The 21,713-nt window shown below is 67.5% G+C and carries 20 protein-coding genes; 11 read left to right on the top strand and 9 right to left on the bottom strand.

All coding sequences use genetic code 11. The annotated features are described in order from the left end of the window. Positions 1 to 90: 90 nt before the first annotated feature. A complete protein-coding gene (locus HALXA_RS14740; protein ID WP_013881181.1) occupies positions 91 to 3,915 on the top strand; it encodes a glycoside hydrolase family 97 catalytic domain-containing protein in 3,825 nt (1,274 codons plus the stop codon). Positions 3,916 to 4,152: 237 nt separating this feature from the next. Continuing rightward, entirely contained in the window at positions 4,153 to 6,633 is a 2,481-nt protein-coding gene (locus HALXA_RS14735; RefSeq protein WP_013881179.1) for a DNA topoisomerase I, read from the top strand. Between the two features lie 27 nt (positions 6,634 to 6,660). On the opposite strand, the gene HALXA_RS14730 is transcribed toward HALXA_RS14735, so the two are convergent. Continuing rightward, a complete protein-coding gene (locus HALXA_RS14730; protein ID WP_013881178.1) occupies positions 6,661 to 7,251 on the bottom strand; it encodes a TlpA family protein disulfide reductase in 591 nt (196 codons plus the stop codon). Between the two features lie 226 nt (positions 7,252 to 7,477). On the opposite strand from HALXA_RS14730, the gene HALXA_RS14725 reads away from it, so the two are divergent. From HALXA_RS14725 to HALXA_RS14715, 3 genes are all read left to right on the top strand, one after another. Beyond that, on the top strand, positions 7,478 to 8,119 hold the full coding sequence (locus tag HALXA_RS14725) for a class I SAM-dependent methyltransferase (RefSeq protein ID WP_013881177.1): 642 nt from the start codon (positions 7,478 to 7,480) through the stop codon (positions 8,117 to 8,119). Positions 8,120 to 8,294: 175 nt separating this feature from the next. Then, the gene (locus HALXA_RS14720) at positions 8,295 to 9,410 is read left to right on the top strand and encodes an MFS transporter (protein WP_013881176.1); all 1,116 of its coding nucleotides are present in this window, start codon (positions 8,295 to 8,297) and stop codon (positions 9,408 to 9,410) included. A 90-nt stretch (positions 9,411 to 9,500) separates the two neighbouring features. Next, positions 9,501 to 10,199 (top strand): LysE family translocator, encoded by a 699-nt coding sequence (locus HALXA_RS14715; protein ID WP_013881175.1) that lies wholly within the window; start codon positions 9,501 to 9,503, stop codon positions 10,197 to 10,199. Positions 10,200 to 10,374: 175 nt separating this feature from the next. Here HALXA_RS14715 and HALXA_RS14710 read toward each other — a convergent pair whose 3' ends face one another. Beyond that, positions 10,375 to 11,046 carry an HD domain-containing protein gene (locus HALXA_RS14710; RefSeq protein ID WP_013881174.1) on the bottom strand — a complete coding sequence of 224 codons (672 nt, stop codon included), beginning with the start codon at positions 11,044 to 11,046 and terminating at the stop codon, positions 10,375 to 10,377. Between the two features lie 279 nt (positions 11,047 to 11,325). On the opposite strand from HALXA_RS14710, the gene HALXA_RS14705 reads away from it, so the two are divergent. Both HALXA_RS14705 and meaB read left to right on the top strand, forming a co-directional pair. Then, a complete protein-coding gene (locus HALXA_RS14705; RefSeq protein WP_013881173.1) occupies positions 11,326 to 11,742 on the top strand; it encodes a cobalamin B12-binding domain-containing protein in 417 nt (138 codons plus the stop codon). After that, positions 11,739 to 12,908 (top strand): methylmalonyl Co-A mutase-associated GTPase MeaB, encoded by a 1,170-nt coding sequence (gene meaB / locus HALXA_RS14700; protein ID WP_013881172.1) that lies wholly within the window; start codon positions 11,739 to 11,741, stop codon positions 12,906 to 12,908. The genes HALXA_RS14705 and meaB overlap by 4 nt, the downstream gene beginning before the upstream one ends. A 36-nt stretch (positions 12,909 to 12,944) precedes the next feature. On the opposite strand, the gene HALXA_RS14695 is transcribed toward meaB, so the two are convergent. Both HALXA_RS14695 and HALXA_RS14690 read right to left on the bottom strand, forming a co-directional pair. Next, entirely contained in the window at positions 12,945 to 14,024 is a 1,080-nt protein-coding gene (locus HALXA_RS14695; protein ID WP_013881171.1) for a DUF6438 domain-containing protein, read from the bottom strand. 58 nt (positions 14,025 to 14,082) lie between these two features. After that, positions 14,083 to 14,406: a hypothetical protein gene (locus HALXA_RS14690; RefSeq protein ID WP_013881170.1), complete on the bottom strand. Its 324-nt coding sequence runs from the start codon at positions 14,404 to 14,406 to the stop codon at positions 14,083 to 14,085. 155 nt (positions 14,407 to 14,561) lie between these two features. On the opposite strand from HALXA_RS14690, the gene HALXA_RS14685 reads away from it, so the two are divergent. Beyond that, positions 14,562 to 15,542, top strand: coding sequence for an alpha/beta fold hydrolase (locus HALXA_RS14685; RefSeq protein WP_013881169.1), 981 nt, complete (start codon positions 14,562 to 14,564; stop codon positions 15,540 to 15,542). A 74-nt stretch (positions 15,543 to 15,616) separates the two neighbouring features. Here HALXA_RS14685 and HALXA_RS14680 read toward each other — a convergent pair whose 3' ends face one another. Beyond that, positions 15,617 to 16,126, bottom strand: coding sequence for a DUF5797 family protein (locus HALXA_RS14680; RefSeq protein WP_013881168.1), 510 nt, complete (start codon positions 16,124 to 16,126; stop codon positions 15,617 to 15,619). Positions 16,127 to 16,257: 131 nt separating this feature from the next. Beyond that, positions 16,258 to 17,550 (bottom strand): MFS transporter, encoded by a 1,293-nt coding sequence (locus HALXA_RS14675; protein ID WP_013881167.1) that lies wholly within the window; start codon positions 17,548 to 17,550, stop codon positions 16,258 to 16,260. 144 nt (positions 17,551 to 17,694) lie between these two features. On the opposite strand from HALXA_RS14675, the gene HALXA_RS14670 reads away from it, so the two are divergent. The 3 genes from HALXA_RS14670 to HALXA_RS14660 all read left to right on the top strand — a co-directional run bounded on the left by HALXA_RS14670 (position 17,695) and on the right by HALXA_RS14660 (position 19,877). Further along, positions 17,695 to 17,961, top strand: coding sequence for a DUF5789 family protein (locus HALXA_RS14670; protein ID WP_013881166.1), 267 nt, complete (start codon positions 17,695 to 17,697; stop codon positions 17,959 to 17,961). Positions 17,962 to 18,101: 140 nt separating this feature from the next. Next, a complete protein-coding gene (locus tag HALXA_RS14665) occupies positions 18,102 to 19,478 on the top strand; it encodes a hypothetical protein (protein WP_013881165.1) in 1,377 nt (458 codons plus the stop codon). Between the two features lie 90 nt (positions 19,479 to 19,568). Beyond that, on the top strand, positions 19,569 to 19,877 hold the full coding sequence (locus HALXA_RS14660) for a transcription factor S (protein WP_013881164.1): 309 nt from the start codon (positions 19,569 to 19,571) through the stop codon (positions 19,875 to 19,877). A 216-nt stretch (positions 19,878 to 20,093) separates the two neighbouring features. Here HALXA_RS14660 and HALXA_RS14655 read toward each other — a convergent pair whose 3' ends face one another. The 3 genes from HALXA_RS14655 to HALXA_RS14645 all read right to left on the bottom strand — a co-directional run bounded on the left by HALXA_RS14655 (position 20,094) and on the right by HALXA_RS14645 (position 21,689). Next, entirely contained in the window at positions 20,094 to 20,900 is an 807-nt protein-coding gene (locus HALXA_RS14655; RefSeq protein WP_013881163.1) for a methyltransferase domain-containing protein, read from the bottom strand. A 9-nt stretch (positions 20,901 to 20,909) separates the two neighbouring features. Further along, positions 20,910 to 21,302 carry a nascent polypeptide-associated complex protein gene (locus HALXA_RS14650; RefSeq protein ID WP_013881162.1) on the bottom strand — a complete coding sequence of 131 codons (393 nt, stop codon included), beginning with the start codon at positions 21,300 to 21,302 and terminating at the stop codon, positions 20,910 to 20,912. 78 nt (positions 21,303 to 21,380) lie between these two features. After that, the gene (locus tag HALXA_RS14645) at positions 21,381 to 21,689 is read right to left on the bottom strand and encodes a hypothetical protein (RefSeq protein ID WP_013881161.1); all 309 of its coding nucleotides are present in this window, start codon (positions 21,687 to 21,689) and stop codon (positions 21,381 to 21,383) included. Positions 21,690 to 21,713 lie beyond the last annotated feature (24 nt).

Raw genomic sequence — 21,713 nt, 5'->3', positions numbered from 1 at the left:
GATCGACTATCGATCACCTATCGGCGGTTATGTGAATTAGTTTAAACTACATTAATTTTATACGGAATAACGTTGCAGCCACGGGAGGAAATGTCTGAAGAAAAATTACGGCATACGTCAAACGAGCCGAGAAGACGGCACTTCCTCGGCGGTGCAGCGTCGCTAGTCGCCGCAGCAGCGTACACACGGGCGATATCCGACGAGGTCGCAGCGCGGGTGACTCAGGGGAACGACGACGCCGTCCAGCGAGTGCGTTCGCCCGACGGATCGATCGCGGTCACCGCCGACGTCTCGAGCGGGACGCCGACCTACGCGGTCGCGATCGACGGGACGACCTACCTCGAACCCTCGCCGCTCGGCTTCGACTTCCGGAATCAGCCGTCGTTCGGGGCGGCCGGGGACGGAAGCAGCGGCCCCAATCTCACCGTAACCGGCTCCGAGCGCCGGTCCGAAACGGAGGAGTGGGAGCCCGTCTGGGGCGCCTACGACGAGGTCACTGCCGACTACAACGCCCTCGTCGTCGGCCTCGAGGAAACGGAGGGGCCGGGACGGACGGCCAACCTCGAGCTCCGGGTCTTCGACGACGGGCTCGGATTCCGGGTCGTCTTCGACGAGAGCTTCGCGAGCAACGCCGGCAAAGCGGTCCTCGAGTCGGAGAACACCGCCTTCGCCTTCGCGGACGACTACACCGCCTGGTGGATCCGCAACGAGGTCACCAACCCGCGGTTCGAGCAGGAGTACGAGGAGACGCCGCTGAGCGAGATTCCCGGCGGCCGGCGGGAGACCCGGCCCACCGGGACGCCGATGCAAACGGGCGCTCACACGCCGCTGACCGTCGAGGCCGGCGACGGCGACGCCTACCTGAGCGTCCACGAGGCCGGCCTCGAGGACTACGCGGCCGCGACGCTCGCGCCTCGAGTAGATGAGGGAGACACTGAGTTCACCACAGAACTGACCCCGCTGCCCGACGGAACCAAGGTCTCGCTCGAGGTGCCGAACGCGACCCCGTGGCGGACGATCCAGATCGGCCGGCGGCCGGGCGACCTGATCGAGTCCCAGTTGGTGCCGCTGTTGAGTTCCGACCTCGAGGAGTCGGCGCTGCCGACCGTCGACGGCGAGCCGGACACCGGCTGGATCGAGCCCCGCAAGTACGTCGGCATCTGGTGGACGATGATCGCCGGCTCCGCCAACTGGGAGTACAAGAGCGACGACGAGATCAGCGTCGAGGGCAACGATCCCGCGTCGTACGTCCACGGCGCCCGCACCGAGCGGATGAAGCGCTACATGAGCTTCGCCGCCGAAAACGGCATCGACAGCGTCCTCGTCGAGGGGTGGAATCAGGGCTGGGACACCTACCCCGGCGACGGCACCGGGCTGCGGTTCGGCGTCGACGACTCCTACCCGGACTTCGACGTGCGCGAAGTGACCGACTTCGGCCGGTCGCTCGAGTCCGACGTGGAGATGACGATCCACAATGAAACTGCCGGCGCCCTTCCCCACTACGAGGAGCAGATCCTCGAGGACGATATCTTCCAACAGTACGAGGACGTCGGGATTCGCTCGATCAAGAACGGCTACGTCTCCGACGCGGGGCTGGGCATCGAGGGCGACGGTTCGGACCCGACACACAACCAGCACAACCAACTCGCGGTCAACCACCACCGGCTGGTCATCGAAGCCGCCGCGGCCGATCGCCAACTGCTCGAGATCCACGAAGGAATCAAGCCGACCGGCGAGATCCGCACCTACCCGAACGTGGCCAACCGCGAGGTCGTCAAGGCCCAGGAGTACGACGGCTTCGGCCAGTTGAGTTCGAACGTCGACCCGGACCACCACGTCACGCTGCCGTTCACGCGGAACCTGGCCGGCCCGGTCAGCTTCCAGCCGGGTATCTTCGACATCACCTTCACCGACGACAGGGGCGGGCAGATCCAGACCACGCGGACGAAACAACTCGCGATGTACCCGACCTACCTCAGCGGCCTGCAGATGGCCGCCGACCGCATCGAGGCCTACGTCGACGAGAGCCTCGAAGTCGGCGAGTGCCTGCAGGCGGCCTCGGGCGACATCGACGGCTTCGTCACGTTAGACGAGTGGCGCAACGCCTTCGGCACGAACTACGTCGCGGTCGATCCCAACCGCGTCCCGTCTGGCTCCTCAGTCTCGTTCACGGTCAAAGACGCCGACGCGGGTACGTACGAGCTTCACCTCCGGTACGCGGCCGCGCCCGAGGACAACGCCCAGCGGGTCGTCGACGCCGGCCGGACGCAGGCGACCCTGCGGGTCAACGATTCGACGCGGACGATCACCCCCGCGTTCACCGACTACTGGGACCAGTGGGAGGTGTTCACGACGGAGGTCGAACTCGAGGACGGCGACAACGAAATCGCGATCGAACTCGACTACGACGACTCGGGCGAGGCGTTCCAGGGCGACGTCGGCGGCTTCAACCTCAATACGATCGGCGTCAGCGAACCCGGCGCACCGTCTCCCGTACCCGCCGACTACGAGGGCTATACGCCCGAAAACGAAAACTTCGACGCGGAACCCGAGTTTGCGTTCCTCGAGGCCGTCCCGGCGGCCGGCTGGGACGAGACGCGGATCGTCGACGCCGAAATCGGCGACTACACCGTCACCGCTCGCCGCAAGGGCGAGGAGTGGTACGTCGGCGCGATGACCGACGAGGGCGGGCGCGCGGTCGACGTGCCGCTGTCCTTCCTCGCGCCGGGCAATTCCGCGGGGAAGGGGAACGGAAACGGCCCGCGGGGACCGAAGTACGTCGCCGAAATCTACTCGGACGGGATCGGCGCCGACTACGAGTCCGACCCCGACCCCGTCCGGATCGACGAGGCCGTCGTCGACCCGAGCACGACGCTGCTGGCCTCGATGGCACGCAGCGGCGGCACGGCCGTCAGGCTCCGCCCCGCGACGGGGAAGGAGCGCGAGGACCTCCCGACGTACGAACGCCCCGAGCAGGACCTGCGTTACGGCATCGACGACGAGGCCGACCTCGGCGAGCCGTTCATTACCGCCACCGGCTCGAACGACGGCGACTTCGTCGGCGGCACGACCGTCGCGATCGAGGTCGACGGCGAGCGCGCGGCCGTCGACAACGTCCGGCTCCCGCCCGGCGCGACCGACGAGACGGTCGAACTCGGCTACGTGATCTCGTCGATCGGCACCTACGACGTCGTCCTGCGCGATCCCGACGACGGCAGCGTCCTCGAGTCCGGTACAGTCACCGTCGCGCCAGGCGACCTCGTGGCCGAGTTCGACGACCCGCAGGGCGACGACCACGGCCCGGGCGAGTACACCTACCCGACCAGCGACGACTTCCGGGACGGCGCGTTCGACCTGCGGTCGTTCGCCGTCTACGAGGCCGACGACGCCTACCGGTTCGTCTTCGAAGTCGAGGAGCTCTACGACACCTTCGGCGGCGAGTTCTCGCCCCACTACTTCGTCGTCTACCTCCGCGATCCTGACCGCGACGGCGGTCGGACGACCGAACTCGGCGACCTCGAGGTCACGGCCGAATTCGGCGATCCGTGGCACTACCGCGTCGCCGCCAGCGGCTTCGGCTCGAGCGTCGTCGACGCGGACGGGAGCAACCTCGGGGCGCCGGAGACGACCGTCGACTTCGAGAGCGGCACGGCTATCCTCTCAGTTCCGAAGGACGCGCTGGAACTCGACGTCGCGAACGCCGAAGTCCTGCCCGTCGTCGGCTCCGAGGACCGGGGGACGTTCCGCAACGTCGCCGTCGAGGCGGCGGCCTACACCTTCGGCGGCGCGAAGGAAGGCGCGGCGGAAAACGCGCCGCGGGTGATCGACCTCCTGACGCCGTCCGGCGTCGACCAATCCGAGGCGCTCGCGTACGACGCGAACGAGTTGGCAACCCTACCGTTTACCCCGCTGTAGGCTGGGGGCAGCCGCGTTTCACACACCTCACGCACGCGCGACGCTCGAGCGCGCGTACCGCGCGCACACCCGCGCTGTCTCCCGGTTTTCGGCGAAAGGGTTATCCGATCTTCAGTCGTACCCGGCGACGATGAACGACACGCGTTCGCCGGACGTCCGGCTCCGGCAGGGGACCGTCGCCGACGCCGGTGCCGGCTACGGTCACGGTTACGAGCACGGTTACGGAGGTGATCCGCCGTGGAACTGATCATCACCGAGAAGGACAACGCCGCGCGACGGATCGCCGACATCCTCTCCGGCGGCACGTACGACTCGAGCCGCGAGAACGGCGTCAACGTCTACGAGTGGGGCGGCAAGCGCTGCGTCGGGCTGTCGGGCCACGTCGTCGGCGTCGACTTCCCCGACGAGTACTCCGACTGGCGCGACGTCGAGCCCGCCGAACTCATCGACGCCGACGTCGAGAAGACGGCGACGAAGGAGAACATCGTCGCGACCCTGCGCATCTTCGCCCGCAAGGCGACCAGCGTGACGATCGCGACCGACTACGACCGCGAGGGCGAACTCATCGGCAAGGAGGCCTACGAGATCGTCCGCGACGTCAACGAGGACGTCCCGATCCGTCGGGTGCGGTTCTCCTCGATCACCGAAAACGAGGTGCAAGAAGCCTTCGAGAACCCCGACGATCTGGACTTCGACCTCGCGGCCGCCGGCGAGGCCCGCCAGATCATCGACCTCGTCTGGGGCGCCGCGCTGACCCGCTTCCTCTCGCTGTCTGCGGGCCAACTGGGCAACGACTTCATCTCCGTCGGGCGGGTCCAGTCGCCGACGCTGAAGCTGATCGTCGACCGCGAGCGCGAGATTCAGGCGTTCGATCCCGAGGACTACTGGGAACTGTTCGCGGATCTCGCGAAGGACGACACCACCTTCGAGTCCCAGTACTTCTACCGCGACGAGGACGACAACGAGGCCGAGCGCGTCTGGGAGGAGGCCGCCGCCGAGGAGGTTTACGACACCCTCTCGCAGCGCGATTCGGCCACCGTGGTCGACGTCAACCGCCGAACGCGCACCGATGCGCCGCCGACCCCGTTCAACACCACCCAGTTCATCCGCGCGGCCGGCGCCCTGGGCTACTCCGCCCAGCGGGCGATGTCGATCGCCGAGGACCTCTACACGGCCGGATACATCACGTACCCGCGGACGGACAACACCGTCTACCCCGACGACCTCGATCCCGAGGAACTGCTCGACGACTTCGTCGGCCATCCGACGCTGGGCGAGTCCGCCGAAGACCTGCTCGAGGCCGACGAAATCCAGCCGACGGAAGGTGACGAGGAGACGACCGACCACCCGCCGATCCACCCGACCGGCGAGATCCCCGCCCGGGGCGACGTGAGCGACGACGAGTGGGAGATCTTCGAACTCGTCGTCCGGCGTTTCTACGCGACCGTCGCCGAGGCCGCGGTCTGGGAGCACCTCAAGGTCGTCAGCGAGGTCGAGGACTACCGCCTGAAGGCAAACGGCAAGCGCCTCGTCGAGCCCGGCTACCACGACGTCTACCCGTACTTCTCCACCGCGGAGAACTACGTCCCCGACGTCGAGGAAGGCGAGGAACTCGCGCTCTCCGACGTCGAACTCGAGGAGAAGCAGACCCAGCCGCCCCGCCGGTACGGCCAGTCGCGGCTCATCGAGACCATGGAGGACATGGGCATCGGGACGAAGTCGACCCGTCACAACACCCTCGAGAAACTGTACGATCGGGGCTACATCGAGAGCGATCCGCCGCGACCAACGAAGCTCGCGATGGCCGTCGTCGACGCGGCCGAGAACTACGCCGACCGCGTCGTCAGCGAGGAGATGACGGCCCAACTCGAGGCCGACATGGACGCCATCGCCTCCGGCGAAGCAGGGCTCGAGGACGTCACCGACGAGTCCCGGGAGATGCTCGAGGAGATCTTCGCGAACCTCGCCGAGTCGCGCGAGGAGATCGGCGACCACCTCCGAAAGTCGCTCAAGGACGACAAGCGGCTGGGTCCCTGCCCCGAGTGCGGCGAAGACCTGCTCGTGCGCAACAGCCGCCACGGCTCCTACTTCATCGGCTGCGACGGCTACCCCGACTGCGAGAACACGCTGCCGCTGCCCTCGACGGGTAAGCCGCTCATTCTGGAAAGCGAGTGCGAGGAGCACGGCCTGAACGAGGTCAAGATGCTCGCCGGCCGGCAGACGTTCGTCCACGGCTGCCCGCTCTGTAAGGCCGAAGACGCCGGCGAAGGGCCCGTGCTGGGCGAGTGTCCGGACTGCGGCGAGGAGCACGACGGCGACCTCGCGGTCAAGACCCTCCAGAGCGGCTCGCGGCTGGTCGGCTGCACCCGCTACCCCGACTGCGAGTACTCGCTGCCCCTGCCGCGGCGCGGCGAGATCGAAGTCACCGACGAGCGCTGCGACGAACACGACCTGCCCGAACTCGTCGTTCACAGCGGCGACGAGCCGTGGGAACTGGGCTGTCCGATCTGCAACTATCAGGAGTTCCAGGCCCGCGAGAGCGACTCGGGATCGGATCTCGAGGCGCTCGATGGCCTCGGTGCGAAAACGGTCGAGAAGCTCGCCGACGCGGGCATCGAGAGTATCGACGACCTGACCGAGGCCGATCCGGACGCCGTCGCGGAGGACGTCGACGGCGTCAGCGCCGACCGGATTCGCAACTGGCAGGCCGAAGCCTGAGGCTGCGGTTCGCTTTCTTCTTCGCGGTTACTCCGTCTCGCCGTTCGCGTCCGCGTGCGCCTCGAGCACCGGCGCAACCTGTTCGACGATCTGTCCAGCCTCGAGGCGGCCGCGGTTGTCCCAGTGCAGTTCCCCGGCGTCGTCGATCGCCAGCAGCATCGGGTGGCCGACGACGTCGTACCGCTCGCCGAGTCGGCGGTCCGGATCGTAGCCCAGCACCCACTCGCCGTCGTTTTCGGCCCACCAGTCGCGAAGCCGGTCGGGCGTCTGCTCGGCCGTCACCGAAAGGACGGTCAGCGCGTCGCCGTAGTCCGCCCGAAGCTCCTCGCGCGCCGCCTCGAGTTCGGGCATCAGCGCCCGACAGCGGCTACAGACCGGCGAGAAGATCATCGCGAGCGTAACGCCGTCGTTCGGGACGGAAAGCGCGTCGGGCGCATCCCCGCGCGCGTCCTCGAGAACGTCGACCTCGATGGGCTCGATACCGCCGTCGTCCCCGTCGCCCGCCGTCTCCTGGGCCGGCCCGCCGTCCCCGAACGGAAGCCCGCGCTGCAGGACCGCGACGCCGGTTCCGAGTACGCCGACGCTCGCGATGCCGGCGACGACCTCGCGGCGTTTCACTGACGGATCACCACCGTCAACGCCGGCGACGGCGCCGCCCCATCGGAGCAAACGCCTCGAGTCCGCAGACGGCAGTCGAGCGAACGAGCGATCATAGGACCGGCGACCACGACCAGCGAAAAATAACCACGGGCGGCCGTAGCCGGGTCCCCGAATCCGGAACGGTTCGGTTCGGCGAACCACGACGAGTCCAACCTACAAGACCGTCCCGCCCGTCCCTGCACCCGTGACCGACGACCGAGACGACCGCGAGCGGTGGAACGAGAAGTACAACGACGCCGACTTCGAACTTCCCGGCGACCCGATTCCGGTCCTCGAGCGCCGCCTCGAGACGCTGCCGGAGGGCCGCGCGCTCGACGTCGCGACCGGCACCGGGCGCAACGCCGTTTTCCTCGCCGCCAACGGGTACGACGTCGACGCGGTCGACGTTTCCGACGAGGCCCTCGAGCGCGCCCAACAGCGAGCCGACGAGCGCGGCGTCGACGACAGCGTCGACTGGATCCGCGCCGATCTGGCCGAGTACGAGTTCGAGAGCGGCGCGTACGACGTGATTACGATCGGCTTCTTCGCCGCCCTCGAGCACCTTCCCGACATCAAAGAGGCGCTCGCGCCAAGCGGCGTCCTCGTCTACGAGCACCACCTCCGCTCGAGCGATCCGATCGACGTCGGTCCCTCCGGCGACCGGTACCGCTACCGGTCGAACGACCTCCTGCGGGCGTGTCTGGACCTGACGGTACTGTCCTACGAGGAGCGGCGTCGCACCGTCAACGACGGCACCGCCGCGGTCGCGACGATAGTCGCGCGGAGCTCGAGCGGCGGCGCGCAGTCGTATCCGCGCCTCGAGTCGGGGGACGCCGATCCTGCGTAACCTCGACCGCCACCTCAACCTCAACCTCGATCTCGAGGGCAGTCGACAAGCGGTAAGCCGCGCTCGAATCCGAACCCTTTCGCCGACCAGCGCGTAACCTGCTCCCGTGACGTCGTCTCGAGAGCGCCCGGATAGTCGCCGCAGTTGGATCGTCGCCCTCGTCGGCGCGGTCGCGATGGTGTTTACCTTCGGGACGCCGCTGTCCTACGGCATCTTCCGCGAGCCCTTCGCCGAGACGTTCGCCGTCTCGACGGTCGCAATGTCGACGGTCTTCTCGGTCATGCTGTTCACGTTCTTCATCGGCTCCGGGCTGGTCGGCGTCCTCTCCGCGCGGGTCTCCGCTCGAGCCGTCCTCCTCGCGTGTGCGGCTGCGTCGGCAGTGCTGGCGCCGTCGCTGTACGTCGTGGACTCCTACGGCGCCCTCATGCTCGTCTTCGCGGTGCTCGGGATCGCGCTGGGGACGGTGTTCGTCCTGACGGCGTCGATCGTCCCGCGGTGGTTCGACGAGCGCCGCGGCGCCGCGACGGGGCTGATCTTCGTCGGCAACGGGCTGGGACTGACCGTCCTGCCGCCGATCTGGCAGGGCGCGATTTCGACGTTCGGCGTTCGGCGCGGTTTCCTCTACATCATGTCGATCACCGCGGCCGCCTTCGTCGTCGCGGGGGTCGTCTGCCGGCGGCCGGCGTGGGCCGAGCAGTCGGCGACGTCGACGGGCGAACTGCTCGGCTGGGTCCGCCGACTGGCCGGCACGCGGACGTTCCAGCTGCTGTTCGTCGGGATGAGCCTCGCGTTCGCGTGGTACCAGCTGCTGGCCGCCTACGCGGTCGACTTCTTCGCCGCGCGCGGCCTGACCGACGCGGCCGCCTCGACGGCGTTCGGCCTCATCGGCGGCGTCAGCATCATCTCGCGGATCGGCGGCGGCTACGTCGCCGACGTCGTCGGCTCGAGGCGGGCGTTCCTCGCGTCGCTGGCCTGCGCGGGCCTCGGAGTCGGCCTGCTCGTCGTGCCACAATTCGCGATGCTCGCGCTCGGCGTCTTCTTCGTCGGGCTGGGACTCGGCGGCTCCGCGACGCTGTACATCCCGCTGTTAATGGAGATCTACGATCCGGAGAAGGACACGGCCGTCATCGGGGTGTTCAACGTCGCCGCCGGTATCGGCGCGCTCGCGATGCCACCGCTGGGGACGGCGAGCGTCACGTACACGGGCAGCTACACCGTCGCGATCCTGCTGACGTTAGTCGTCGTCCTCGGCGCCTTCTGGCTGGTCGTGACCGGCACGCGGATTCAGTGAGCGCCGGCGACAGCGCGTCGACAAGCAGCGCCGTGCGCTCGAGGTCGCTGTCCTTTTCACACCGCAGCGCCGACTCGAGGGCGAGAACACGTGTCGATCGCCACGACAGCACTCGCCGGAGTCGTCTTCGGACTGGCCCTCGCGGCGCCGCCGGGACCGATGAACGCCATCATCGCCGAGGAGAGCGTCGTCCGCGGCTGGGCGGCGGGCTTCTGGGCCGGCCTGGGCGCGATGCTCGCGGACGCGCTCTTTTTCGTCCTGACGCTGGCCGGCGTCGTCGCCGTGATCGACCGCTACCCGTTCGTCCGGCCCGCGCTCTACCTCGCCGGCGGGCTGCTCATGCTGTACTTCGCCGTCGGCGCGATCGAAGAAGCGCGCGCTGCCGCGTCGTTCACCGCTGAGGGGGACCGCGACGTCGCCGCCGCGGCCGCGAAGGTTCGCGGATTCCGCAAGACGTTCGTCCTCTCGCTGACCAACCCCTACCAGATCGGCTTCTGGCTCACCGTCGGCGTCGGCCTCCTCGAGACGGGTACCCTCGACGTCTTCTCGCACGTCCCGGCGGTCGGCGAGCAACTCGCTGGCACGCTGCTCGTCCAGACCGGCTCGCCGGCGCTGCTGGTGGGCTTCTTCGGCGGCATCGCGATCTGGATCGTCACCTACCCGGCGGCGCTGTCCTCGGCGGGGAAGCGCGTCGACGCGCTCGCGCCGGCGGTCGCCGCCGGCAGCGCGGCCGTGCTCGTCGGATTCGGCCTGCTCTTTCTTGGTGTCGGTGCGATGAGCGTCCTGTGAGTTGTAATCGCGTTTGAGCGGGAGGCGTCACTCGAGCGGGAACCGACCGAGAACAGTCGACGGACCCGAACCGCCAGTACCGGCTCTTCGTCCGTAGCGGCTCCGAGACCGGTCGCGGACCCCGCGGTCGGTCGCGGGTTGAGCGCCGAACTCGAGGGGCAGTTCGCCGCTCGCGCTATCCCATCGCCGCGATCTCGTCTTCCATCCACTCGCTGAACCACTTGACGCGCTTGAGCCGCTGGTGGGCGATGCCTTCGGCGGTATCGCTCTGGACCCGCGAGGCGGCGTCGTAGCCTCGCTCAAGGACGCGTTCGACCATCTCGTCGCAGTCCATGTGCGTGCGGGCCTCGTAGCCCATCCGCAGCAGCATGAGGGCGGTGCCGTTCGCGCCGACCTTGTCGAGCATGTCGGCCTCGATGAGACACTGCGTCTCCAGCGCGAGGTCGGTCAGGTCGCCCTGATACGAGTGGTGTTCGATCGCGCGACACACCTGCGTGATGAACGATTCGGGGTAATCGACGCGGGACTCGAGGTACTCACGGGCGACGCGCGCGCCGGCCTCGGCGTGGAGTTCCTGATCGGTCTCGAGTTTGGCCACGTCGTGAAAGAGGGCGGCGACGCGGGTGACGTCGACGTCGGCGCCCTCGCCCTCCGCGATCTCCGTCGAGAGGTCGACCACGTTGAGGATGTGGTTGAACCGGTACTCCGCGGAGTGCCACGGGTACCAGCGCATGCGGCCGCCTTCCTCCTCCTTCTCGACGCTGGCCGCGAGATACTCGAAGACGAACTCCTTCATCGCCTCGAATTCGGCGTCGGTTACCCTGGTCTCTTTTATTTCGACGCCCACGAGAGATCCCTCCGCAATAGACGAACGATAGTCATTGACAGAATGTTCGGTAGTTTCGCTCTTTAGCCTTTGGTTCGTTCGAGTTACCGATCCGGCGAGCGTCGCGAGACGCGGAGAGTAACCGGCGTTGACGGATTCGTTCCGACTCGAGCGAGCCGGCGCGGACCGCGATGTGACCGACGGCCCCCGCGTCGCCTCGAGCCGAGCGGACGAGTACGAGCCGCGATAACGTTCAGTAACGTCCGTTAAAGTCAAACGGACGGGCGAGGAAGGAAGCGTATGAGCAGCCAACAGGAAGGGGAATCGATCCGGTGTCTCGTCGCCAAGGTCGGCCTCGACGGGCACGATCGCGGCGCACACGTCGTATCGCGGGCGTTTCGGGACGCCGGCTTCGAAGTCATCTACTCCGGCCTCCACAAGTCGCCGGAGGAGATCGTGCAGGCTGCGGTCCAAGAGGACGTCGACGTCCTCGGTATCTCCATTCTGTCGGGCGCCCACGACACGCTCGTCCCGAAGGTCATGGACGGCCTCGAGGAGTACGGCGCCAAGGATGACACCCTCGTCCTCGTCGGCGGCGTGATCCCCGAGGAGGACCGCCCCGAACTCGAGGAAGCGGGCGTCGCGGCCATCTTCGGCCCCGGCACGTCGATCGCGGAGACCGTCGAATTCGTCCGCGAGAACGCACCCCGCCGATGAGCGGCGACGAGTCCGACCGCTCGAGCGGCGCATCCGATCGCCCGAACCGGACGCTGACCGAAGACGACCGGGCGCTGCTCGAGGACCTTCTTGCGGGGAAACACCGCGCGCTGGCACGAGTTATCTCGAAGATCGAGGACCGATCGCCGGGCTACCGCGCGCTGGTCTCGGAACTCTACGCCCATACGGGCGAGGCCGACGTCATCGGAATCACGGGCAGTCCCGGCGCCGGCAAATCGACGCTGGTGGACAAACTGGCCGAGACCTACCGCGACCGCGGCGAGACGGTGGGGATCATCGCGATCGATCCCTCCTCGCCGTTCTCCGGCGGCGCGGTGCTCGGCGACCGCATCCGGATGGCCTCGACGGTCGGCGACATGGACGTCTTCGTGCGCTCGATGAGCGCCCGCGGGACGCTGGGCGGGCTCTCGACCGCAACAGCGGACGCCGTCAAGGCCATGGACGCCTTCGGCAAGGACAAGATCATCATCGAGACCGTCGGCGCCGGCCAGAACGAGATCGACATCGTCCGGACCGCCGACACCGTCGCCGTCCTCGTCCCGCCCGGTTCCGGCGACGACGTGCAAACACTGAAGGCCGGCATCCTCGAGATCGCCGACGTCTTCGTCGTCAACAAGGCCGACCGCGACGGTTCCGATCGCACGGTTCAGGAACTGCGCGAGATGATCAACTTGGGCGAGGGCGGCGGACCGGGAGCCGGAGCGGGCGCCGGTCACCACGGCGTCGGCGCGGCGAACCACGGCGAGCGGAGCGAGGATGCTGACGGGAACGGCGAGGACGACAGCTGGCGCCCCCCGATCGTCGAAACCGTCGCCACCACCGGCGACGGCGTCGAGGCGTTCGTCGACGAACTCGCCGCCCACCGCGACTACCTCGTCGATTCCGGAACCCTCGCCGACAACGCCCGCCAGCGCTACGCCGAGGAGATCCGCACCCACCTCCGCGAGGACGTCCACGCCCTGCTCGAGGCCGAACTCGAGCGGGCCGGCGGCGTCGACGATCTGGCGGAGGCCGTCCGCAAAGGCGAGACCGATCCCTACTCGATCGTCGACGCCGTCCTCGAGCCGGTCGAAACCTGCGTGGGGGAACTCGAAGCCGATCTCGACCTCGATCTCGAGGGCGGTTCCGATCGCGACTCGCCGTAGCGTCGCGGCCACTCGAACGAGACTCGTCGACTCGAGTCAGTCGTTGCACTCGATCAGTTCCAGCGCATCGGCCGCATACGTCCGTATCTCTTCGTCGTCATCGTCGAGTAGCGGTTCGAACAGCTCCCTCGCCTCCCCCAACGAACAGTCGGCGAGCATGAATATTCGCGTGGCAGTTTCGGTCGCATCGCGACGCGTGGTCCGGTCCGGAGACGAGAGATACGGCCGAACCGCTTCGAAGACCGCGTCCGGATCGGCGTCCGCTAGTACCCGTTCGTCGTGAGCGGCAGCAAGGAGCGCGAGAGCCGGACCCGCAGCCTCGGGTGCCGTTGTAAGCGTCTCGAGGATGGCACGCCAGTCCGGCTCGAGCCACTGATCGACCAGACAGGCCTCCTGGATCGCGGTTTCGATCCGCTGTACCGCCCTTGGAGCCGAGCGACTGTAGTTGTACACCCACTTCTCGCTCTCGCCGACCCGAACGCCGGTCGACACCGACGGAAGGGGCGCGACGTCCTCGGCCGAGACGAACGTATGATCGAACTCGAAAAACCCGCTTTCGAGGCACAGATCGAGCAGTTCATGCCGTTTCGATTTGGAAACTCGAAACGCGTACGGACCGCCGAGCGGGGTATTTTCCCGCCCCTCGTAGAAACCGTATCCGTCGGCCGTGATACAGAGCAGATATACCGGCTGTGAGTCGTCGAACGGCCCGTGGTATAGTCGGAACTCGATATCGTCGAGACTGCGTGGCTCGTCAGGAAGCGAGACGCGTTCCTCACGGTCCATCTCGAGCAGTCGCTCGCGATCAGCTTTCGGCGGGCGGACAACGGCAAACTTCCCGTAGGGAGGGTCGTACCGCCCCACCATCGAGAGTTCGTCTTTCAGCGATGGCGGCGGTCGGTGGAGGACGGTTCGCGTGCGGTAAGACAGCGACTCGCGGCGTCGCTCGTCGTACTTTCGTTCTCGCCGTCGCTCCTGCCGAACCTCCGTCCGCATTCGGTCGACGACGTCGTCGAACCCGTCCACGTTTGCCGTCAGGATCTCGCCGTTGTGGATTCGACCGAGTTCTTCCGTGGCTCGTTGCTCGTCGTTGTACTGTTGAATGGAGATGACCATGGTTTCGGGTTGCGTGCACTGATACTGCGCTGAAACCGAGGGAGTGGGGAGAACCGACTCAGGACATCGTTTCGATCGCATATATCGGCGACGCGCCGTCACCGCCGGTCGGCGAGCCGTGCCCGTGATACGCTCGCTTATTCGCGAAGTCGATCCGAAGGGAGTAGTCGCCGCCCTGCGGTCCCGTTACCTCGCAGGTGAGTGTGTTCGTATCGGCGTCGAACCGGTCTATCGCTTCGATGGTCTTGACGCCCCCTTTGATTCCGCCGTCTGGCGTAGAGTGCGACGGTGCAGCTACCCTATACCGCCGATGGTCTCCGACGACGATGTTTTCGACGGCCGTCCGGTACGCCTCCAGTTCCCGTTGTGCGGTCGCTTCCATGCGTACCCTGTCGGCGCCGCGATAATAAGGCATCTGGCAGGCGATGATCAAACACGGAGAACGCGATCCCGATCACGCGGATTCGCGCCTGCCCGCCGTTGACGAGCGTGCAGTTCAACCGCAGTTCTAAGGCCGTCGCCGTCCTACAACAGCCCATGAAAGTCCGCACAGTCCTCGGAGCGGCGCTCGGAACCGTCGGTGCAGCCGTCGTCGGCAACCGCCTGCTGGCGAGACGCGCCGGCGACCTCGAGAACCCGCTGGTCGGCGTCGAGCGAACCTACCGGTGGCGCGGAATCGAGACGAGCTACACCGTCGCCGGCAACCCGAACGATCCGGACATGCTCCTGTGCCACGGGATCTACACCGGCGCGAGTAGCCACGAGTTCGAACCGGTCGTCGAGCAACTGGCCGAGGACTACCACGTGATCGCGGTCGACCTCCCCGGCTTCGGCCGCTCGGAACGTCCGCCGCTGGTCTACTCGCCGACCCTCTACGCCGAGTTTATCCGGGACTTCGCGGCCGACGTCACCGACGAGCCGATCGTCGTCGCGTCGTCGCTGACCGGGGCGCTGGCCGTCGACGGCGCCGGCGAGCAGGAAAGCGAGTTCGAACACCTCGTCCTCATCTGTCCGACCGACGAGACGGGCGGCCAGCGACCGTGGCTGCGGACGCTGCTCCGGACGCCGATCGTCGGGACGACGCTCTACAACCTGCTGGCGAGCAAGCCGTCGATCCGGTACTTCTACGACCGCGACGGCTACTACGACAGCGACCGCATCGACGAGGAGGCGGTCCGGTACGCCTGGGACAGCGCCCACCAGCCCGGCGCGCGGTACGCGACGGCCTCGTTCGCCGCTGGCATGTTAGATCCCGACGCGGACTCGGAATTCGACCTCAAAACCGAACTCGCGGCGCTCGAGACGCCGACCACGCTCGTCTGGGGCCGCGACGCCGAACTCGTCCCGCTGCGGGAAGGACGCGACCTGGCCGAGGCTGCAGACACCGACCTCGTGGTCATCGATTACGCGACGCAACTGCCCCACGCCGAACACCCGGACAAGTTCGTCGAATACCTGACCGCGGAGCTGTTACACGCCGGTCCGAGCGCGGGTCGGGATGGTGATTTCGACGGATAGCGGCGGCCAAGTAACGCAAACAGAAGCTAGATCGACTGCAGACGGGACGGCGACTGTTCAGTCCGCGTTCGAATTCAATCCGAATCCGAAACGGCGACCTCGAGCTCCTCGCGGTCGACGGCCAGCCGGAACGTGGGGACGGTTCGGTACTCGACCTCGACGACGTCCTTGCGCCGGAGACTCTGGAGCCCCGACCGGACGTCCTCGGCGTCGGGGTCGACGTCGAACTCGTCGCGGAGCTTGTGCAGCACCGAGACGACGCTTTCGGATTCCTCGTCGGGCCCGGCGAGCACCTGTACGATCTGGGCCTGGAGTTCCGGTACTCGAATGCGCGAGGGTGCACCCTCGGCCTCCGGATCGCTCTCGATGCCCGGCTCGACGTCGACGAGGTCGGCCGCCTCCGCGGTCGCGCGGATCAAGCTGTTGTCGTCCCGGAAGTAGTAGTCGCTCAGTTCGTTCTCGAGGTACTGGTGGACCTCGCTGCCGCTTTCCATCCCCCACCGGTCCTGTAGCTCGGAATTTTTCGTCGGCTGTAGCTCCACCACGTCGGCCAACCGGTCCCTGGCCTCCTCGGAAAGGGTCATCGTCCGAGCGTATGCGGATCCGCTACTTTTGCGTTGCGTCCCGTCTCGCCGTTACGGTCGCGCGGTCATCTCCCGACCCTCGTCTCCAAATCCTCGCCTCCAGTCGAGCGGACCGCTCGAGCGACGGCGGCTCAATCGCCCCCGACGAACGGCAGCGACACCGACGCCGTCGTCTCGAGCGTCTCCTCGACCTGCGTATACACCAGAATCGCGCCGAGGGACGCGAGGACGGTCCCGAAAACGAACGGCGCGGCGAAGCCGTATCCGACCAGCGCGCCCGAGGCGAACGGACCGACGGCGATTCCGAAGCCGAACGCCATCGTCAGCACGGACAGCTTCGAGCCGGACTCGCCCTCGCCCGCGAGGTCGCCCGCCAGCGCGAGCGACGGCGCGAACACCATCGCGCCCGCGATTCCCTGCGCCAGGCGCGCCAAGAACATCGCCTCGGAGGTCAGCACGAACCCCTGCACGAGCGTCGAAGGGATGAGGACGATCATCCCGCCCAGAATGAACGGCCGCCGTCCGTACCGATCGCAGGCCCGCCCGATCGGCGTCTGGAGGACGATCTGGGCGACGATGAAGGCCGCGAACTGCAGCCCGAACCAGGTCGAGCCCTGCTCGAGGCGGGCGTTGACCTGCGGCTGGATCGTCGCGAACAGGGCGATGGCCGCGGCCATGAACAGCGACGCGACGCCCAGCGTGAAGATCGGGTCGAGCAGGTTCGGTCCCGACCGGTCCAGCACGTCGATCGAGAGGTCCGCGCCGGCGTTCGCCTGCGTCGACTCGGGATCGGTGATGAGGACGGTCACGAGCAGGTAGCTGATCGTCGCCGTGATCGCGGCGACGTAGAACGCGGCGTCGAACCCGCTGAGCGTCAGTCCGCCCAGCCGGTAGGGGCCGAGGTTGACGACCGCGCCGGCCGCAACTGGACCGGCGCCGAAGCCGACCAGCCGGAACGTGTTGTAGACGCCCATGTTCCCGCCGCGGTCCTCCGTCGTCGCGAGTTCGTTGACCAGCGCGACCGACGCGGGAATGATGAAGGAGACGCTGACCCCCTGCAACCCGCGGATGACGACCAGCGCGGCGTACGTCTCCGCGAGGACGTACGCGAGGTTCGTCACCGCGAGACCGGCGAGCCCGATCAGGATGAACGGCTTGCGGCGGCCGGTCCGGTCCGAGAGCCGCCCCGTGAGCGGCTGGAAACTACTGTTGAGAAAGCCGAAGAGCGAGAGGATCAGCCCGATGAGCATCGACTCCGCGAGGCCGAAGGTCGGCCCGCCCACGAGGCCGCTCGAGACGTACAGCGGGATGACGATGATCAGAAACGAGTTGCCGATGCCGTCGGCCATCCGGGCGAACGCCAGCGCGAGGACGCGCCGGTCGACCGCGAACTGAGCGACGAGCCAGCGGACGAACTGCCGCATCGCTACGAACTGCGACGCCGTGTCGGATTACGGTTTCGAACCGAAACTGATCGGGATCGGAACTGAACGCGAAACTGTCGCGCGTCCCGACTGTCGCAACCGGCGGCAACGGGTTACAAGCCGCCGGTCGGCGTACGATCTGGCATGGGTGACGATACCACGTCCGTGAAACTGAGCCGCATCGAATCGGTCTTCGACGACCTCGAGTACCCCGTCACGAACGAGGAGGCGGCCCGCGAGTTCGACGACGTTACGCTCCTGCTCGCCGACGGCGAGCGGAACCTGGGGGCCCTCATCGCGGACAGCGACGCCGAGCGGTTCGAGTCGATGGACGACCTCGAGTCGGAACTGAACAACGTGTTACCGCGCGAAGCGGTGGGCGAGCCGTACCAGTCCGAGGGCGAAGGATAGCGGACGACGGCAGGTGAGGCGTCCGGGAGATCCGTCGTCGGAGCACTCGGCGAGCCGGTTCCTTCGTCTCCGCCCCTCGAGGATCCTCGAGAGCGACGAAGAAGACAAAACTTATTTCTCTCTGACATGCTGCACCCACAATGGAACGACGCGAGCTGCTGGCCGGCGGCCTCGTCGGCGCGGTCGGCCTCGGCGGCTACCACCAGCGACGGCGACTCTGGCGCTGGTCCGATCGCGACGCGCTCCGAGCCGCTCTCGATCTCGATCCCCCCGATCCCCGCCCGCGGACGGCGCTGCCGGTCGCCGAATCGCACGTCGCCGCCGCCCTCGACGACCTCGAGCGCCGCCTCACCGACGCGCAGCGCGCGTGGGACGACTTCGACGTCGAGGACGATCCGCGGAAACGAGTCGAGCACGCCGAGTCCCGACTCGAAGACGCCGCCGCGGAACTCGAGGCGGCCGACGATCGCCTCGACGCGTTCGGGACGCTCTCGGCGGACGAACGGCTCGCGCTCCTCGACGACCTCCGAACCGCCTTCCGGGGAGCGAGCGAGGCGCTGGCCCTGGTGCGCGTCGACCGCGGCGACCGCGACCGCGAGGGGATCGTCGACGACTTCGACGCCCTCGAAGACGAGTACGGGGCGGTCGCGGACGACCTGACCTACCGCGCGACCGAACTTTCGCGGGCAGTCGCCGCCTACGGCGAACTCGACGAGCGACTCGAGGACGTTCGCCTCACGATCCGCGCCGGCCGCCGATCCCTCGAGTCCACCGGCTCTACCGGTCAGTCAAACGCCGACGCGACGGTTTCGACCGACGACATGATGCTGGCCCGGGCGTCCATGCGCGCGTCCGACGCCGCCGCGGAACTCGAGGACGTCGAGCGGTTCGCGGACCGCCTCGCCGACGAGGCCGGCGCGGACGCCGACGTCGTCGACGATGTCCTCGACGCGCGGTACGAGACGCTGAACGGGGAGATCGAGGCGACCGTCGACGATACTGACTTCGAATACGACGACGACTACGCCGCGTACGCGTGGGACGTGTGGGAGCGGTACGACGACCCGTTCCGGTCGGACGGCTCGGACGAGCGCGGCGAGGGGCGCCTCGCGCTCGCGACCCGCATCGCGGCCGAGCGGTACGCGGCTGCGCTCTCCCTCGCGGCGTTCGCGGACGTCCCCAGCACCAGATTTCTCGACGACGACGATCCGATAGTGGACGAGTCCGACATCGACGGCGACGACGTTCGCGAAGCCAAACGGCGCGCCGTCGACGAACTCGAGGCGCGACTCGACGCGGAGGGCGACGATCCGCTCGTCCGGTACCTGTGTGCCGAACTCGCGGCCGACCTCGAGTCGCACGATGGGCGACTCGAGCGCGCGCTCGAGAAGATCAACGCGGACGATGCGGGGTCGTGGACGATCAGGCTCGCGTCGCTTCGCCTGGACTATCTCGTGATCGCCGAACAGGCCGCGGTGCTCCCGACCGTGCTCGAGGCTGTCAACGCCGACCGGTGAGGGATCGATCGGCCTCGATCGTGTCCGCCCGCCGACTCGAGGCGGTAAACGGGTCGCTTAAGTCCGTCGACCCACGTAGCCCGGACAACGATGGAATTCTGCGACGAATGCGGTTCGATGATGAAAGCCGACGATGGCCTCTGGAAGTGCGGCAGCTGCGGCTACACGGAGCCGAAGGGCGACGCCGACCAGTACATCGTCACCGACAGCCAGGAAGCCAGCGAGATCATCGAATCCTCCGAGGAAACCTCGCTGCCCGAAACCGACGCCCACTGTCCCGAGTGCGGCAACGACCGCGCCTACTGGTACATGCAACAGATCCGCTCGGCCGACGAGTCCGAGACGCGCTTCTTCATCTGTACCGAGTGCGAGCACAAGTGGCGCGAGGACGACAACTAAGAACGAACTTTTGCGCTGCGTGCGGTCGCTTCGCGACCGCACTCGGCAAAACTTCGATGAAAAGCACTCCTCCCTCCCCTACGGGTCGGTCGTCGGCCCGCTCGCAGCCTGCGGCTGCTCGCGGTCGATAACGGTGTGAAGCCCTGCCCTTCCCCGAGTCGCGGACTCCTCGCGGTGCTCGGAGCCCGCTCACGGCCGAAGGTGAGAAAATAACTGTTACTCGTTGCGCGCGAACGTCAGGTATCCCGTGTGACCCACGGGAGCCGTCGACGGCCTCGAGCCGCGGTCGTCGAACTCCATCTCGCGCTGGATGGTCTCGCGCGTGCGGACGTTCGCGAGGTCAGCCTCGCGGGCCGTCTCCGCGACCTCGCGGGTCGACTCGATGAACGGGCTGTAGACCGCGACGAAACCGCCGTCGACCAGCAGTTCGGGCGCATGGGCGACCACGTCCGCCGCGTCGGCCGTATCCAGCGTGATGACGTCGAACGACGAGGACTCGAGGGTCTCGAGTTCCTCGCAGACGTCGCCGGTACGGACGTCGACGACGTCGTCGACGCCGCCGAGCGCCATGTTCTCGCGGGCGACGTCGGCGAAGTCGGGGTCCTGCTCGTAGGTGACGACGTCGGCGCCGGCGCGGGCCATCGACGCCGCGAGCACGCCCGTGCCGGTGCCGGCGTCGAGCACGCGGTCGCCGCGGGCGATGCCCGTCTCGCCGATCACCAGCCCGATGTCGCGGGGGACCATCGGCGCGCCGGTGCGCTCGAAGTGGTGAAAGAGGTCCGGGCCGCGCAGTCGGCGGACGTGGAACTCGTCGCCCAGATGCGTCTCGAGGGTGTCGCCGGGCTGGACGTCCTCGGGAACCTCGAGGACGCCGAGGTCGGTGCCCATCTCCGCGCCGGGTTCGACGAGGTACTCGCGGTCGCCCCGGACCAGGAGGACGGGGACGCGGTCGGCTGCGGTTTCGGCGTCCTCGTCGGTACCGGAGTCGGCGTCGCTCCCGCCGTCGGAATCGTGCTCGGTCACGCGCAGCCTCTACTCGAGGTCCTCGACCGCCGCGGCGAGGTCGCCGTCGTTCTCCTCGAGGGCGGCGCGGGCGTCGTCCTCGCTGACGCCGGCGCGGGTGGCGACGAGTTCGACGTCCTCGTCGGGGATCGACGGGCCGGCGTCTTCGTCGGCACCGGCACCGCTGTCGGCAGCGCCGCCGGCCGCACCGGACTCGACCTCCTCGGGCGAGCCGATAATCTGGTAGGTTTCCTGGCCGCGAGCGTCCATCTTCGTGACCTCGGGGTCGCTGAAGACGAGGTCGTGCTCGTCGGTCCGGATGATCACTTCTTCGGCATCGATGTCGTCGACGTCGATGCCCATCTGTTCCATCATCTGCTCCATTTTACGCGGATTGAGTCCGCCGCCGCCTCCTCCGAACATACCCGACACGTCGGCGTCGGCACTCTTTTACTCTACGGTCTTTCGCGCGGGACTCCCGCGTACGGTGACAGAACCGCGTTACTCGCCGTCGAGAATCCCGCCGTGGCTGTGTTCGCCGCGAATCGTATAGAGGAGGTAATACGCCGCGACGGCACACACCGTTACGAACAGAAAGCCGGCGGCCAGCGCCGCGACGGTGACGGTCACGTTGCGGAACCACTCCGAGGCGGGGAATCCGGCCACGTAGACGATCCCGACGACGGCCGCGCCGGACGTCGTCACCGCCGTTCCGATGATCGCGCTAGACGCGAGTACGTCGACGAGCCGGTGTGAGACCTCGAGCCCGGAATCGAGGAGCTGCTGCCGGTGCGAACGCTGGTCGTTCATCGACTCACGAGTCACGGCGGCCGG

Source organism: Halopiger xanaduensis SH-6, from assembly GCF_000217715.1.
In the GTDB taxonomy this organism is placed as follows: Archaea; Halobacteriota; Halobacteria; order Halobacteriales; family Natrialbaceae; genus Halopiger; species Halopiger xanaduensis.
The sequence above is the reverse complement of the archived record's forward strand: the minus strand, read 5'-3'. Positions and strand labels throughout refer to the sequence as shown.

Coding starts and splice junctions, on each gene's coding strand:
- HALXA_RS14660 (WP_013881164.1), top strand. CDS start 19,569: ATGGAATTCTGCGACGAATGCGGTTCGATGATGAAAGCCGACGATGGC.
- HALXA_RS14690 (WP_013881170.1), bottom strand. CDS start 14,406: ATGGAAGCGACCGCACAACGGGAACTGGAGGCGTACCGGACGGCCGTC.
- HALXA_RS14670 (WP_013881166.1), top strand. CDS start 17,695: ATGGGTGACGATACCACGTCCGTGAAACTGAGCCGCATCGAATCGGTC.
- meaB (WP_013881172.1), top strand. CDS start 11,739: ATGAGCGGCGACGAGTCCGACCGCTCGAGCGGCGCATCCGATCGCCCG.
- HALXA_RS14675 (WP_013881167.1), bottom strand. CDS start 17,550: ATGCGGCAGTTCGTCCGCTGGCTCGTCGCTCAGTTCGCGGTCGACCGG.
- HALXA_RS14650 (WP_013881162.1), bottom strand. CDS start 21,302: ATGTTCGGAGGAGGCGGCGGCGGACTCAATCCGCGTAAAATGGAGCAG.
- HALXA_RS14645 (WP_013881161.1), bottom strand. CDS start 21,689: ATGAACGACCAGCGTTCGCACCGGCAGCAGCTCCTCGATTCCGGGCTC.
- HALXA_RS14705 (WP_013881173.1), top strand. CDS start 11,326: ATGAGCAGCCAACAGGAAGGGGAATCGATCCGGTGTCTCGTCGCCAAG.
- HALXA_RS14665 (WP_013881165.1), top strand. CDS start 18,102: ATGGAACGACGCGAGCTGCTGGCCGGCGGCCTCGTCGGCGCGGTCGGC.
- HALXA_RS14740 (WP_013881181.1), top strand. CDS start 91: ATGTCTGAAGAAAAATTACGGCATACGTCAAACGAGCCGAGAAGACGG.
- HALXA_RS14685 (WP_013881169.1), top strand. CDS start 14,562: ATGAAAGTCCGCACAGTCCTCGGAGCGGCGCTCGGAACCGTCGGTGCA.
- HALXA_RS14720 (WP_013881176.1), top strand. CDS start 8,295: ATGGTGTTTACCTTCGGGACGCCGCTGTCCTACGGCATCTTCCGCGAG.
- HALXA_RS14695 (WP_013881171.1), bottom strand. CDS start 14,024: ATGGTCATCTCCATTCAACAGTACAACGACGAGCAACGAGCCACGGAA.
- HALXA_RS14680 (WP_013881168.1), bottom strand. CDS start 16,126: ATGACCCTTTCCGAGGAGGCCAGGGACCGGTTGGCCGACGTGGTGGAG.